This is a genomic window from Pseudomonas sp. CROZ-RG-20F-R04-15 (genome assembly GCF_022662375.1).
In the GTDB taxonomy this organism is placed as follows: Bacteria; Pseudomonadota; Gammaproteobacteria; order Pseudomonadales; family Pseudomonadaceae; genus Aquipseudomonas.
The window spans coordinates 205,318-219,490 of sequence record NZ_JAKNQL010000002.1 but is presented as its reverse complement, the minus strand read 5'-3'; the positions used below and the strand labels follow the sequence as shown (position 1 = coordinate 219,490).

Annotated in this window: 13 protein-coding genes and 1 pseudogene; all 14 read right to left on the bottom strand. The window is 53.3% G+C overall.

The genetic code is table 11. From position 1 onward, the window contains the following. Positions 1 to 187: 187 nt before the first annotated feature. The 14 genes and pseudogenes from L8H52_RS05350 to hisC all read right to left on the bottom strand — a co-directional run bounded on the left by L8H52_RS05350 (position 188) and on the right by hisC (position 14,172). On the bottom strand, positions 188 to 1,192 hold the full coding sequence (locus tag L8H52_RS05350; RefSeq protein ID WP_242205746.1) for a glycosyltransferase family 4 protein: 1,005 nt from the start codon (positions 1,190 to 1,192) through the stop codon (positions 188 to 190). After that, entirely contained in the window at positions 1,189 to 2,151 is a 963-nt protein-coding gene (locus L8H52_RS05345; protein ID WP_242205748.1) for an SDR family oxidoreductase, read from the bottom strand. Before L8H52_RS05345 ends, L8H52_RS05350 begins: the two co-directional genes overlap by 4 nt. Further along, entirely contained in the window at positions 2,148 to 3,071 is a 924-nt protein-coding gene (locus tag L8H52_RS05340) for a glycosyltransferase (RefSeq protein WP_242205750.1), read from the bottom strand. The genes L8H52_RS05345 and L8H52_RS05340 overlap by 4 nt, the downstream gene beginning before the upstream one ends. A gap of 185 nt (positions 3,072 to 3,256) precedes the next feature. After that, entirely contained in the window at positions 3,257 to 4,150 is an 894-nt protein-coding gene (gene rfbD, locus L8H52_RS05335) for a dTDP-4-dehydrorhamnose reductase (RefSeq protein ID WP_242205752.1), read from the bottom strand. Then, positions 4,147 to 5,223 carry a dTDP-glucose 4,6-dehydratase gene (gene rfbB, locus L8H52_RS05330; protein WP_242205754.1) on the bottom strand — a complete coding sequence of 359 codons (1,077 nt, stop codon included), beginning with the start codon at positions 5,221 to 5,223 and terminating at the stop codon, positions 4,147 to 4,149. Before rfbB ends, rfbD begins: the two co-directional genes overlap by 4 nt. A gap of 224 nt (positions 5,224 to 5,447) precedes the next feature. Next, entirely contained in the window at positions 5,448 to 5,687 is a 240-nt protein-coding gene (locus L8H52_RS05325) for a LapA family protein (RefSeq protein ID WP_242205756.1), read from the bottom strand. A gap of 30 nt (positions 5,688 to 5,717) precedes the next feature. After that, complete coding sequence (ihfB, locus tag L8H52_RS05320) at positions 5,718 to 6,014, bottom strand: integration host factor subunit beta (protein WP_007950920.1); 297 nt, start codon at positions 6,012 to 6,014, stop codon at positions 5,718 to 5,720. Between the two features lie 152 nt (positions 6,015 to 6,166). Next, a complete protein-coding gene (locus tag L8H52_RS05315; protein ID WP_242205758.1) occupies positions 6,167 to 6,445 on the bottom strand; it encodes a hypothetical protein in 279 nt (92 codons plus the stop codon). A 235-nt stretch (positions 6,446 to 6,680) separates the two neighbouring features. After that, positions 6,681 to 6,817: pseudogene (locus L8H52_RS05310) on the bottom strand (group II intron reverse transcriptase/maturase); the annotation flags it as partial. A 95-nt stretch (positions 6,818 to 6,912) separates the two neighbouring features. Continuing rightward, positions 6,913 to 7,968: a class I SAM-dependent methyltransferase gene (locus L8H52_RS05305; RefSeq protein ID WP_242205761.1), complete on the bottom strand. Its 1,056-nt coding sequence runs from the start codon at positions 7,966 to 7,968 to the stop codon at positions 6,913 to 6,915. A 364-nt stretch (positions 7,969 to 8,332) separates the two neighbouring features. Beyond that, complete coding sequence (rpsA, locus tag L8H52_RS05300; protein WP_093435292.1) at positions 8,333 to 10,018, bottom strand: 30S ribosomal protein S1; 1,686 nt, start codon at positions 10,016 to 10,018, stop codon at positions 8,333 to 8,335. A gap of 119 nt (positions 10,019 to 10,137) precedes the next feature. Next, positions 10,138 to 10,827: a (d)CMP kinase gene (cmk, locus tag L8H52_RS05295; RefSeq protein WP_064391442.1), complete on the bottom strand. Its 690-nt coding sequence runs from the start codon at positions 10,825 to 10,827 to the stop codon at positions 10,138 to 10,140. Further along, on the bottom strand, positions 10,824 to 13,031 hold the full coding sequence (locus tag L8H52_RS05290) for a bifunctional prephenate dehydrogenase/3-phosphoshikimate 1-carboxyvinyltransferase (RefSeq protein ID WP_242206004.1): 2,208 nt from the start codon (positions 13,029 to 13,031) through the stop codon (positions 10,824 to 10,826). The genes cmk and L8H52_RS05290 overlap by 4 nt, the downstream gene beginning before the upstream one ends. A 28-nt stretch (positions 13,032 to 13,059) precedes the next feature. After that, on the bottom strand, positions 13,060 to 14,172 hold the full coding sequence (gene hisC, locus L8H52_RS05285) for a histidinol-phosphate transaminase (RefSeq protein ID WP_242205763.1): 1,113 nt from the start codon (positions 14,170 to 14,172) through the stop codon (positions 13,060 to 13,062). Between the last annotated feature and the right edge of the window lies 1 nt (position 14,173).

Below are 14,173 nucleotides of genomic sequence, written 5' to 3'. Positions count from 1 at the left end.
GACCGACGGTAGAATTCAGTAACTGTTACAGAATGCAACGCCAGCTCTGCATCCCTAAACAAAGCTAATTGCCATCACTGTACTGAACCTTGTGTACAATAAATCTCGCGAGCATAGCTTTTGCCCACAGACACCATGAAAGCAGCGTTTGTCGACACCTCTGTCTTTACAAACTGAAGGTACGCGTTCATTTCACACCAGCCCTTGTCCAACATGCAAGGCAAGCAAGCAGTAAGTAGGTCATTACTACTGAGACCAGACCATCCAGCTTGCCCATTGCTACCGAAATAGAAATTGGAAGCAGTACAGCAATATTTAAGATTACGACCGCGCAAGTTACTTTTAAATGCCCCCAGCGAGCAGCGGCTTTTTGATAACCGTGACTACGGTGCGCTTGAAAGACCTTTTCCCCCGCCAATAATCTGCGAACAAGCGTCCAAGTTGCGTCTACGACAAAGACACCCAACAGGAGCAGCCAACTCCAGAAAAACCTAGGATTACTGTACGTAGCGTGAAGAACAATTACGCCCAAAACTACCCCCAGGAATCCACTTCCCGCATCCCCCATAAAGATGCGCGCAGGAGGCACGTTCCACCATAAAAACCCGGCAACAGCCGCCGCGAGAATCAACGGCGGCCAAATCATATCGACAACCCCACACAACCAGTAAATAAGGCACATACCCAAACAAACGCTAATGGCCTCCGCACTGGCCAAACCGTCAATGCCATCCATAAAATTATATAAATTGAGCATCCAGACCAGATACACCAATGCCAATATGTCTCCGGTCCAACCCATATTTAGAATCACACCAAACATATCGATCGGAGGAAACCCGTTGAGCCAATACAACGCCCAACCCGCTGCAATGAAATGACCAAACAACCGCCACCTTGCAGCAATATGTCCATGATCATCGGCGAAGCCTATGATCGCAATAAGTAACCCCGCCCCTAGAAACGAATATAGAAGTGCACTACTTAGCAGTCCTAGGCTTGCAGCAACCGGCAATATCAGAAGAAAGGAAGCAACGATCGCGACCCCGCCACCACGCGGAGTTGGAATAGAATGCGAGCTGCGCTCATTGGGCACATCCATCAAGTTCGCCGCTAGGGCATATCGACGAAGCAAGAACGTCATCCCCCAAGAGCAAATGAATACTACTATAAGCAGCCACCAAACTTTCATTTCGCTCGCTCTTCCAGATAATAGTCAGCCGTTTGATGCAGGGCTTTTTCCATACTAAAGATGGGCTTCCAATCAAGCAGCTCACTGTTTTTTTCAATATCAACTTGCAGCGAACCACAGACACGCGCCACCACACCCCTTCTACCCAACACGGAGCCCCCCCACTCCAACATCCACCCTGGAATTGGCAAAAGTCGCGCAGGCCTGTCTAACGCCCTCGCCAAGCGACGCAAGAGTTGGGGCGTAGAAACATCGTCGCCATCACTAACCAGAAAGGTTTGATTAGACGCAGCAGGATGATCGATGCAGGTAATTATTAGACTTAGCAGATTTTCGATCGCCACAAGACTTCGCTGATTTCGAATACCGCCAAGAGGTAGTGGCATACCTTTGTAGATCAAGTTCAGCATACTGAGGAAGTTAGCTTTCACTCCACGACCATAAACCAGCGGTGGGCGGATGATGACGATCTCCATGCCGGTTTTATACCCGAGTGCCTTTAAAGCCTCTTCAGCCTCATACTTTGAAACACCATAAGGATCGCATGGGCTTGAGGGATCATCAGCACGAAATGGCCGACCCGAAACCGTAGTCTCTCCATTAACCTTAATTGAACTAACGAAGATGAAACGCTTCACACCCGATTCAGCAGCAAGCCGCGCCAACCTTAAAGTGCCATCAACGTTAATTTTTCGAAACTCGGCCAATGCATTGTCTGCAGTTTCATTCATGACATGCACTCGAGCAGCCGCATGAATCACAACTTCAACATTAACGAGCACCGGCAAGCTCTTTGGATCACCCAAGTCCAGTGTTTGAATACGACACAACCCACACAGCCGCGTAGGCTTTCGTAAAACTGCAATTGGAGTGTATTCCCTGTCTACCAACAGTCGGAAAACTAACGCTTCGCCAACAAAGCCGCTCGCTCCTGTGACCAAAACTTGGGGTAGATTCATTTGGCTTGTTTCCCTATCAGTGCAGCCAACCAGCAAATCAAGAAAAAAAGAAATTTATCACGCAGCCTTCTGCGGCACTTCCACGCACTAAATGAAAGCTTGACAAGTTGTTTACGATGCAATTTCAAACAAATCCGGATAAATGGATCCGAACGCTCGCCGACCAAGCTGGCAATCAATTGCACCTGACTGAACCACCAACCATTATGAATCGATTTAAAGCGAGCAAGTAGAGGACTCAATCCCTTGTTGGCACCTATCTGATTGGCTGCATGCTGACGATAATCCATTGAAGGCGCGGGATCTATGTGCCACCTGAACCCCTGACTTCTAGTAAATGCATAACAATACCAATCGTGCAAACTGACAGCCTGCAACAGTTGCCAGTTATCAAGCACTGACGCCTTGAGCGGGCCCATGAGGTTACTACTCATTACGTAAGTACAGCCCGGCCCCGCCGCCTCAAACAAGTAATCCCATGCAACTTGAGGCTGGGCTTTATCCAACAAACAGGTTTTACCATCAGACCAGAAAGCCGTGACATTACTGGAGTAAGCATCGACCTCCAGCGACTCAATTGCACAAATGGCACGGTGAAGCTTATCCTCATGCCAACGATCATCCTGATCGGCAAAAGCAATGTAATCATAATCTTTAAAATCGACATCACGAATGAGCCGAAAGAAATTTCGAGATGCACCACCAAACTTACCAGCAGCAGGTAAAATATGTACTTCTTGGTGAAGCGCAGCATATGCTGCACACCACTCTTCAGTGCCATCAACGGAAGGATCAATACTAATATAAACAGCTATATCGACAAACAACTGACCAATAATCGTGGCTAACTGCTCTTCAATCCACTGAGTACCATTGTAGGCAGCCAGCAAAACCGCAATCTTGGGATGTTTAACCGGCATACCACTCCCGCTAGCACTCGTTAACGCATTTGCTCAAAAAAACGGAGATAGAACCAGTGAATAGGAGCAGCCTGCGAGAACACCAATCACACCACCTATTTCTTATAGTGATACTCAGGAAATAGACTCGCATACGCAAACACTTGCCCACTGGTCGACAGTTACAAAAAAGTTTTTGAATACAATTATTTACTCAAAAACTCTGTAAGCATTCGGCTTACACCGCCCTGCCAGCCAGGTAAATATAGTGAAAAATTGTCACGTAGCTTTTGAGTATTCAACCGCGAGTTCAACGGGCGGCTCGCTGGCGTTGGATAAGCAGTGGTTTCGATAGGATCAACGGCCGATACCGCCAGCTCTTCGCCGTGCGCCTTGGCAAAGTCGATAACGTAACTGGCATAACCATGCCATGACACTTCACCTGCTGCCGCCAAGTGGTAAAGACCTCCAAGCTCGGCACGCTTCAGCACCTGCTGAATTGCCAGAGCAGTTACGTCAGCAATTAAATCTGCGCCGGTAGGCGAACCAACCTGATCAGCGATCACGCTGAGCGTTTCCCGCTCTTTCGCCAGTCGCAGCATCGTCTTGGCAAAGTTGTTGCCTCGAGCGCCGTAAACCCAACTGGTACGGAAAATCAGATACTTGCAACCGGACTCGATGATTGCCCGCTCACCAGCGAGCTTACTTGAGCCGTAATGATTCACTGGAGCAACGGAATCAGTTTCTTTCCATGACGTCGAGCCCGCACCATTGAAGACGTAGTCTGTCGAATAATGAATCAACCACGCGCCCAGGGAAGCAGCCTCCTGCGCCATCACCTGACTTGCCAAGCCGTTGACACGATCAGCAAGCTCCATTTCTGACTCGGCTTTATCAACAGCAGTGTAGGCTGCCGCGTTGACGATGATGTCAGGTTTGACTTGACTAATCGTTGCACGAAGCGATTCAAGGTCAGCCAAGTCACCGCTGAGACCTGCGACCGTGTGCCGATCCAGCGCGATCAATTCGCCCAACGGCGCAAGTGAGCGCTGCAACTCCCAACCCACTTGACCGTTTTTACCCAGAAGGAGAATTTTCATACTTTGCCCGAGCGATCCGCATAGTTCTGGTCGATCCACTGCTGGTAGCTTCCACTCTTCACGTGCTCTACCCAATCAGTGTTGCTCAGGTACCACTCAACGGTCTTGCGAATACCGGTTTCAAAAGTCTCTTCAGGGGTCCAGCCGAGCTCACGCTGAATCTTGCTTGCATCAATCGCGTAGCGCTGATCGTGACCCGGGCGATCCTGAACATATGTAATCAGGCTGGCGTGCGGGCGATGCGCCGAATCTGGACGCAATTCATCCAGCAAGGCACAAAGGGTATGCACGACTTCAATGTTCTGCTTTTCGTTATGACCACCAATGTTATAGGTCTCACCAACAACACCTTCAGTCACGACCTTATAAAGTGCACGGGCGTGATCTTCCACGTAGAGCCAGTCACGAACCTGGTTGCCTTTCCCATAAACGGGCAACGGCTTGCCTTCCAGCGCATTAAGGATGATCAGCGGGATCAATTTCTCGGGGAAGTGGCAAGGGCCGTAGTTGTTAGAGCAATTGGTGACCAAGGTCGGCAAGCCGTAAGTACGAGCCCAAGCACGGACGAGGTGATCGGAACTCGCCTTGCTTGCCGAATAAGGCGAGCTTGGCTGGTACGGGGTGGTTTCAGTGAAGAGATCTTCCGGACCTTCGAGGTCTCCGTAAACTTCGTCAGTCGAAATATGGTGAAAACGGAAGTTGACTTTGCGCACATCATCCAGCGCTGCCCAATAATGGCGGGCAGCTTCCAGCAGCGTGTAAGTACCGATAATGTTGGTCTGTATAAACTCAGACGGACCAGAAATTGAACGGTCAACATGAGACTCTGCGGCCAGATGCATGATCGCATCCGGTTGGTGCTCACGCAGAACTCGATCAACTTGATCACGGTCACAGATATCAACGCGTTCGAAAGCATAACGCGGGTCTTGGCCAACCTCAGCCAGCGACTCGAGATTACCTGCATAAGTAAGCTTATCGACATTGACGACAGAGTCGGTGGTGTTGGAAATGATGTGACGGATGACTGCCGAACCGATGAACCCGGCGCCGCCGGTAACTAGAATTTTCACTTTAAAACCACACCCTTGAGCTGCAAACAGTGCCCTCACCGGGCACCGCCTAATTCATGAATGCAGAAACCATCAGAACGAGGCTTCCGTAAGAGTCAGTCTGAATCGACGTGCAACAAGCACCTAGTCGAACAAGGCTGCATTTTACAGCTTAACGGACGTTTTACTAATGGATAAAGATATGCAGAGACGCAATTTCGACAGATGCCGGACGCTCGTCGTTTTCAAATCATCCGCTTGCGTGCGGCTCTGGACGAACGCCCCAAAAACCAGCACATTACTGGGCCGATCAGCATACCGATCAGCATTGCCAGCATTGCCACCACAGACACTGGCAGTTGCGGACCGGAAAAACCCAGAAACAAAAGCGAAACTGACTGCTGGTTCTCAAGCACAAACACTAGAACAAGCAGAATCATCAGCAGGAGAAAAACACAAACCAGTATGCGTTTCAGGTTAGGCATTCACGCCCCCTCGAATCTCAATAGCAAAGATCAAGCGCCCTCCTCCTCTTCCTCGTTCACCCGGTCACGTAATTCCTTGCCCGGCTTGAAATGCGGGACGAATTTACCGTCCAGACTTACAGACTGGCCAGTCTTAGGGTTACGGCCGACGCGGGGCGCACGGTAGTGTAGGGAGAAGCTGCCAAATCCACGGATCTCAATGCGATCACCCGTGGCAAGGCACTGAGACATTTGTTCAAGCATGGTCTTGATGGCCAGCTCCACATCCTTGGATGAGAGTAGCCCTTGATGGGTGACAATTCGTTCGATCAACTCCGACTTCGTCATATTTTTCCCTTCTTTTTCAAGCAGCTATATCAGTGCTCAAATGGTTTTAGCATGACCGGAAGATTTTGAACAGCCCAAGAATTAACATAAGCTCTCTGGGGTCGAAACGCCCACTTTAAGTCATTCAATTAGCGAACCCGGATCTCTGCGCACTAGCGACATATCACCACCATGGTTCGGGTTACGTAACCTGCGGGATTGAAGCCAAACAGAAACCCGTCTTCTTCTTTTGCATCATCAGAACGAGTGATGACCTTGTAACCGACTCCTTTACACTCCTTGGCAGCGCGCCTTTGGCACTTATCCCAACCAGAACCAAGGCCGGAGCAGTCAACCTCAACACCACTGACGCCACGCACGGCATGGGTTTTCGCGTTGGTGCTGCATCCTGCCAACATCAGGACCACTGCAACGGCTAGAAACTTGTTCATCCACTTCCTTACGCCAGGCCAAGCCCTATGGCTACGCAGTTACAACCAAGCTTATACGCGAATAGGCGATTAAACCGATTAAACCGATTAAACCGATTAAAGCAACAGACCTGCGGGCAAAGGCATTAGTTTCATGCCAAGATTGCAGGAAGGCCCGATGACGGGACTTGAGGAGGCGGATTTACATTCGCCCCTCATACCACACCATCTTACGTACGGCTTCTGATATGAAGGTTCAGGCTATGTGTTTAAGCCGGTTTATCGCATCCAGTCGTGAGAGCAACCCGAGTCGATCCCACAGCGTTTTCGGAAGCGCCTTATCATTTGGGGCGCTACCGACTCCCATTATGGGTCTCGCCCGTCGAGCGCCGATGCAGCACACGCTTCGCTAATCGGGCACCCCGAGTGGAAGCTGCCCATTACCGCACGATACTCTTGTTACACAGGGGTAATCGTTGAGCAAAAACTCACCGAATCAATAGGCTTTTCGCTGCGCGAATAGGTTTTGTTAATCTCCAACAAGTGGAGTTCTCCATATCGAGAATCTGTCGCTGAGCTGAAGCAAGATCGGCACGCAACTCCGCCAACGTGATCTCTTGGCTGCTAATTTTTGATTTCATAACGGCGTCCTCCTCCTTATTCTGGATAAGCACCATTGCAGATGCTTCCGCCAGTTCACGCCTAGTATTCATCATGAGATGCAGCCTTCTTTCATGCAACTCTTCGGCACCAAGATGACATTTCCCTTTTCTCAGACGCACAAGAAACTCGGATGAGGGCTGTGACTCCAAAGTGTCGATAATAAAATCCACGTAACCTAAATAATTTAGTTCCAGAATCATCATTTCGAAGCTACTTGGAGTCCAATACCAGCAATGAGAATCTACATAGCTTTGGGTTCCAGTCTCGAATCTACTAAGATAATCAGTGTATTTTAGGTGTGCTTCATCCAAACGATCCGGCAGCCTTAACTCTCCCGTCTGTCCAGGCAACCACGCCCCCACACCGTTCACCCAAAGAGAGCATGAGTAGGCAACGAACATTGTTTCCGGCGCGTGCAAAGAACGTTTTTGGCGATAGGCGAGCAATGCATCCGCTGTAGTGGACAGAGGCTTAAAAAAATCAAACGTCCGACGGCAATCGGGAACTGCAAGGGAGAGGATGAAATCTTTGTCTGCGAGATTTGACACTTGACGCAGAAAGCTGATTATGTCGGGAGTGTGTTCAATAACATGACTAGCGATAAGATAGTGAAAGCCCTCTTTTCGGATCGATAGGCATGCTTGATCGATCGGCTCTCCTCGCCAGACTACGTCCACCACCTCAATATTTGATGCCATATCTCTTATAACCTGGGCCGTATGGTTACGAGCAAGGTTGAGTAGGCCTTCTTGATCGGTATAGTCGATAACCGTTGTATTCCAACCGTGTGCTTTGGGTGCGATTGGATTGTAAAAAGGACCTATTTCAATGCCGAATGCATCTCGACTGATTCCAGATGTTAAAAAAGTGGCACGATCCATGTCTTAAGCCCCGATATGCACATAGTGCTTTTTCGCTTAAGCCTAGCAGCCTTTCACTACCCCGTAATACATGCACCGGAAAATTTTATGTGGGGGCCTTCTACTCACCGGAGCATTGATAAAATACAGATACCCTTTAAAGATCGAGCAGCGCGACTATCTTCGAGCAACAGTTCGTCACATCACCCACGCCCCGCCCCTGCCTCCGACTAGCACCTCCCCTTGCCGAATGGGAAGAGGATTTTCATCTCGATACCACTAGACACAACCCCCAAGACAGTTTCGCTTACACGCAGCGCGCGATGCTTGGCGCAGGCACAAAAAAGGGCGACCGAAGTCGCCCTTTTTCATGATCAAGCAGAACTTAGTTCTGTTTGGCCATTGCTTGACGCAGCAGTGCAGCCATAGTGGTATCGGCAGGAGCAGCAGCCTCACCTTCTTTCAGGCTCTGGATTGCTTCTTTCTCTTCAGCATCGTCTTTCGATTTGATCGACAGCTGAATTACACGGCTCTTACGATCAACGCTGATGATCTTGGCTTCTACTTCCTGGCCTTCTTTCAGAACGTTGCGCGCGTCTTCAACGCGGTCACGGCTGATTTCGGAGGCTTTCAGAGTCGCTTCGATATCGTCGGCCAGAACGATGATGGCGCCTTTGGCGTCAACTTCTTTCACGGTGCCAGTAACGATTGCGCCTTTGTCGTTAACCGAGACGTACTCGGAGAACGGATCGCTTTCCAGTTGCTTGATACCCAGGGAGATACGCTCGCGCTCTGGGTCAACCGACAGGATAACGGTGTCCAGCTCGTCGCCCTTCTTGAAACGACGAACAGCTTCTTCGCCAACTTCGTTCCAGGAGATGTCGGACAGGTGAACCAGACCGTCGATGCCGCCGTCCAGACCAATGAAGATACCGAAATCGGTGATCGACTTGATGGTGCCGGAGATTTTATCGCCCTTGTTGAACTGGCCAGAGAAATCTTCCCATGGGTTAGATTTGCACTGCTTGATGCCCAGGGAGATACGACGACGCTCTTCGTCGATGTCCAGAACCATAACTTCCACTTCGTCGCCGACTTGTACGACTTTCGAAGGGTGGATGTTCTTGTTGGTCCAGTCCATTTCCGAAACGTGTACCAGACCTTCAACGCCTTCTTCCAGCTCAGCGAAGCAGCCGTAGTCGGTCAGGTTGGTTACACGAGCGGTAACGCGAGTGCTTTCTGGGTAACGGGCTTTGATAGCAACCCACGGATCTTCGCCCAGTTGCTTCAGGCCCAGGGAAACACGGTTGCGTTCGCGATCGTATTTCAGAACCTTGACGTCGATTTCGTCACCAACGTTGACGATCTCGGAAGGATGCTTGATGCGCTTCCAAGCCATGTCGGTGATGTGCAGCAGGCCGTCCACGCCACCCAGATCGACGAATGCGCCGTAATCGGTGAGGTTTTTGACGATACCTTTGACTTGCTGGCCTTCCTGCAAGGATTCCAGCAGAGCTTCACGCTCGGCGGAGTTCTCGGCTTCCAGGACGCTGCGACGGGAAACGACAACGTTGTTGCGCTTCTGGTCCAGCTTGATGACCTTGAATTCCAGCTCTTTGCCTTCCAGGTGCGTGGTGTCGCGCACTGGACGGACGTCAACCAGGGAACCTGGCAGGAACGCACGGATGCCGTTAACGTCGACAGTGAAGCCGCCTTTAACCTTACCGTTGATAACGCCCTTGACCACTTCCTCAGCTGCGAAGGCTGCTTCCAGAACGATCCAGCACTCGGCGCGCTTGGCTTTTTCACGGGACAGCTTGGTTTCACCGAAACCGTCTTCAACCGAGTCCAGAGCAACGTGAACTTCGTCACCGACATTGATAGTCAGATCGCCAGCGTCGTTGTAGAACTGCTCAAGCGGGATGAGTGCTTCAGACTTCAGGCCAGCGTGAACGGTTACCCAGCGAGCCTGGTAATCGATATCAACGATAACACCGGTGATGATGGAGCCTGCCTGAAGGTTCAGGGTTTTTAGGCTTTCTTCAAAGAGTTCCGCAAAGCTTTCGCTCATTTTAATTCCTGTAAATGAGGGCGAAGGATACGCCCATCTCCACACCCCAGACGGTGTGGGTTAGTTTCATATAGAAGAAGCGCCGCAGGACTATGACTGGTCCCCTGCGACCTTCTTGGTCACCCGGCGATATCGCGAATGGCGATCTCGCTCATGATGCGTTCAAGCACCTGATCGATGGACAACTCCGTGGAATCCAGCTGTATGGCGTCAGCCGCCGGCTTAAGCGGGGCTACCGCTCGCTGGGTGTCACGCTCGTCGCGTGCACGGATCTCATCTAGCAGACTCGACAGACTAACACCCTCGACTTTGCCCTTCAACTGCAAATATCGACGGCGCGCCCTCTCCTCGGCACTGGCGGTCAGGAAAATCTTCAGCGGCGCGTCAGGAAAAACCACCGTGCCCATGTCGCGACCGTCGGCTACCAGGCCCGGTGCTTCCTGAAAAGCACGCTGGCGCTGCAGCAGCGCCTCGCGCACGGCGGGCAATGCAGCCACTTGCGAAGCGCCGGAGCCGACGCTTTCGGTGCGGATGACATCGCTGACTTCGTCGCCTTCCAGAATGATTCGCTGCAACTGACCTTCGGTCGCCGCAATGAACTGAACATCCAGATGAGCGGCAAGTTTCTTCAGCAGCTCTTCATTGGTCAGATCGACACCGTGGTTGTGCGCAGCAAATGCCAGCAAGCGGTACAACGCACCGGAATCCAGCAGGTTCCAGCCCAGACGCTTGGCCAGAATTCCGGCTACGGTGCCTTTGCCCGAGCCGCTTGGCCCATCAATGGTGATGACCGGTGCAATGTTTTTCACGACTGAGCCTCTTGCGCCACACGAATACCGACCTGCCCGCACAGCGCGAGGAAGTTAGGGAACGACGTCGCGACGTTGGCGCAATCATGGATACGGATCGGTGCGGTGGCGCGCAGGGAGGCCACACTGAATGCCATCGCGATACGGTGATCGCCGTGACCATGCACTTCGCCGCCGCCGATCTGGCCGCCGTCGATGATGATACCGTCCGGGGTCGGCTGGCATTTCACGCCCAGCGCTAACAGACCGTCTGCCATGACCTGAATACGATCCGATTCCTTGACCCGCAACTCTTCGGCGCCAGTCAGTACGGTACGTCCTTCAGCACAGGCCGCAGCGACGAACAGCACCGGGAATTCGTCGATAGCCAGCGGAACCAACTCTTCAGGAATCTCGATACCTTTGAGTTTAGCTGCTCGCACGCGCAGGTCAGCCACAGGCTCGCCGCCGACTTCACGCTGGTTTTCCAGAGTGATGTCAGCGCCCATCAGACGCAGGATGTCAATGACGCCGGTGCGGGTCGGGTTGATGCCAACGTGCTCAAGCACCAGCTCCGAACCTTCGGCGATCGATGCCGCGACCAGGAAGAACGCCGACGACGAGATGTCGCCCGGCACTTCGATATGAGTTGCGGTCAGTTTGCCGCCAGACTCAACCGAAGCCGTCGCACCTTCAACACTCACCGGGTAGCCGAAGCCACGCAACATGCGCTCGGTATGGTCGCGAGTCGGAGCCGGCTCGGTCACGGTGGTCTTGCCTTCAGCGTACAGACCGGCGAGCAGCAGGCAGGATTTCACCTGCGCACTGGCCATCGGCATGGTGTAGGTCAGACCTTTTAGCTTGTGGCCGCCGCGAATGGTCATCGGCGGACGACCTTCAGCAGCGGTCTCAATCACGGCACCCATTTCACGCAGTGGATTGGCCACGCGATTCATCGGACGCTTGGACAGCGAGGCATCGCCGGTCAAAACACTGTCGAAGCTCTGCGCAGCCAACAGGCCGGAGAGCAGACGCATCGACGTACCGGAGTTGCCCAGATAGATCGGGCCCGGCGCCGGTTTCAGGCCATGCAGGCCGACACCGTGGATGGTCACGCGGCCGTGGTGCGGGCCTTCGATGACCACCCCCATGTCGCGGAACGCCTGCAAAGTCGCCAGAGCGTCTTCGCCCTCAAGGAAGCCTTCGACTTCGGTGACGCCTTCGGCCAGCGAGCCGAGCATGATCGAACGGTGGGAAATGGATTTGTCACCCGGTACGCGAATCCGACCGGACAGGCGGCCACCAGGTTGAGCCAGGAAGATCAGATCGTTGGAATTCATAGCGTCCACATAGGCCCTGCGGGCCAGGATTTTACTGAAATGCTCGCGGGCAACCCGGGCGCGAGTGAAAACGCCCAACAATTGGTGCCCATCCCCTGCATCGACCGCGTCGCGCAAGGCGTCGAGGTCGCTGCGAAATGTATCGAGTGTGCGCAGGACAGCTTCGCGGTTGGCGAGAAAGATGTCGTGCCACATCACCGGGTCGCTTCCGGCGATTCTTGTGAAATCGCGGAAACCGCCCGCAGCGTAACGGAAGATCTCAAGATTTTCATTGCGCTTGGCCAACGAGTCGACCAGACCAAAGGCCAGCAGGTGCGGCAGATGACTGGTCGCAGCCAGCACCTCATCGTGACGCTCGACCTGCATGTGCTCGACATCGGCGCCCAGTTCTCGCCAGAGACGGTCGACCACCGCCAGCGCAACCGGATCGGTTTGCTCGAGCGGCGTAAGAATCACCTTGTGACGACGGAACAGTTCGGCATTCGAGGCTTCCACCCCACTCTGCTCGGAACCGGCGATCGGATGGCCCGGCACAAAGCACGCCGGCATACCGCCAAACGCCTCAGTTGCCGCGCGCACCACATTGCCTTTGGCACTGCCGACATCAGTCAGAATCGCCTGCCCCAGATCCATGCTCGCCAGACGCGCGAGCAGTTTTTCCATGGCCAGGATCGGCACTGCCAGTTGAATCACGTCAGCGCCTTGGCATGCCGCAACCAGGTCATCCTCACAGCGATCAACCACACCCAACTCGACCGCGAGCTTGCGCGATTGCGGGTCGAGATCGACCCCGACCACTTCGCGACACACGCCGCTTTCACGCAAGCCCTTGGCAAACGAACCACCGATCAACCCCAGACCCACCACCACAAGGCGACCGATCATAGGTGCAGCAGATTGCAGTGCAGTGACATCACCCACGAGCCAGAACCTTGCGCAGCGCTTCAAGGAAACGGCTGTTTTCCGCCGGCAGACCGATAGTCACCCGCAGGTGGTTCGGCATGCCGTAGTTGGCCACCGGACGCACGATCACACCTTCGCGCAGCAGACCCTGGAATATTGGAGCCGCGACTTGAGCGAGGTCGACGCAAATGAAGTTGCCTTTGGACTCGATCCAGCTCAGACCCAGCTCACGAAAACCAGCCTGCAGTTGTTGCATGCCGGACTCGTTGAGTTGGCGGCTTTGCGCCAGATACTCCTCATCCTTCAGCGCTGCGCAGGCTGCCGCGAGGGCCAGGCTGTTGACGTTGAACGGCTGGCGAACACGATTCAGCACATCAGCAACAACCGCAGTCGACAGACCGTAACCAACGCGCAACGCCGCCAGACCGTAGGCCTTGGAGAACGTGCGCGATACCAGCAAATTCGGGTAAGCAGCGAGGAAATCCAGACCGTCCGGCAGATCGCTGCCTTCGGCGTACTCGATATAAGCCTCGTCGAGCACCACCAGCACATGCTCCGGAACATCCTGCAGGAACTCGTCCAGCGCTTCAGCGCCGAACCAGGTGCCGGTCGGGTTGTTCGGGTTGGCGATGAACACCACGCGGGTGTTGGTATCGATGGCCGCGAGCATTGCCGGCAGGTCATGCCCCCAATCCTTGGCCGGTACCACTTTGGCCTGAGCACCGACCGCTTGAGTAGCAATCGGATATACCGCGAACGCGTGCTCGCTGAAAACCGCATTGAGGCCCGGCGCCAGATAGGCACGCGCGACCAGCTCAAGAATGTCGTTGGAACCGTTGCCCAGCGTGACCTGATTGAGGTCTACGCGGCATTGCTCGGCCAGCAGCGATTTCAGCGCGAAACCATTGCCATCCGGATAACGGGTCAGCTCGGCCAGCTCTTCGCGGATCGCCGCCAAGGCTTTTGGACTCGCGCCCAACGGGTTTTCATTGCTCGCCAGTTTGACGATTTTTGCCGGATCCAGATCCAGCTCACGCGCCAGTTCGTCCACAGGCTTGCCCGGAACGTACGGCGAAAGTTGTTGCACGCCCGGCTGTGCCAGAGCGAGGAAATTGCCACTCATT

What these genes read in the sequence shown, in the direction of transcription:
- L8H52_RS05345 (WP_242205748.1), bottom strand. Translation starts at nt 2,151, where the DNA reads ATGAATCTACCCCAAGTTTTGGTCACAGGAGCGAGCGGCTTTGTTGGC.
- L8H52_RS05315 (WP_242205758.1), bottom strand. Translation starts at nt 6,445, where the DNA reads ATGAACAAGTTTCTAGCCGTTGCAGTGGTCCTGATGTTGGCAGGATGC.
- L8H52_RS05305 (WP_242205761.1), bottom strand. Translation starts at nt 7,968, where the DNA reads ATGGATCGTGCCACTTTTTTAACATCTGGAATCAGTCGAGATGCATTC.
- L8H52_RS05290 (WP_242206004.1), bottom strand. Translation starts at nt 13,031, where the DNA reads ATGATCGGTCGCCTTGTGGTGGTGGGTCTGGGGTTGATCGGTGGTTCG.
- L8H52_RS05350 (WP_242205746.1), bottom strand. Translation starts at nt 1,192, where the DNA reads ATGAAAGTTTGGTGGCTGCTTATAGTAGTATTCATTTGCTCTTGGGGG.
- L8H52_RS05325 (WP_242205756.1), bottom strand. Translation starts at nt 5,687, where the DNA reads ATGCCTAACCTGAAACGCATACTGGTTTGTGTTTTTCTCCTGCTGATG.
- rfbD (WP_242205752.1), bottom strand. Translation starts at nt 4,150, where the DNA reads ATGAAAATTCTCCTTCTGGGTAAAAACGGTCAAGTGGGTTGGGAGTTG.
- L8H52_RS05340 (WP_242205750.1), bottom strand. Translation starts at nt 3,071, where the DNA reads ATGCCGGTTAAACATCCCAAGATTGCGGTTTTGCTGGCTGCCTACAAT.
- rpsA (WP_093435292.1), bottom strand. Translation starts at nt 10,018, where the DNA reads ATGAGCGAAAGCTTTGCGGAACTCTTTGAAGAAAGCCTAAAAACCCTG.
- hisC (WP_242205763.1), bottom strand. Translation starts at nt 14,172, where the DNA reads ATGAGTGGCAATTTCCTCGCTCTGGCACAGCCGGGCGTGCAACAACTT.
- ihfB (WP_007950920.1), bottom strand. Translation starts at nt 6,014, where the DNA reads ATGACGAAGTCGGAGTTGATCGAACGAATTGTCACCCATCAAGGGCTA.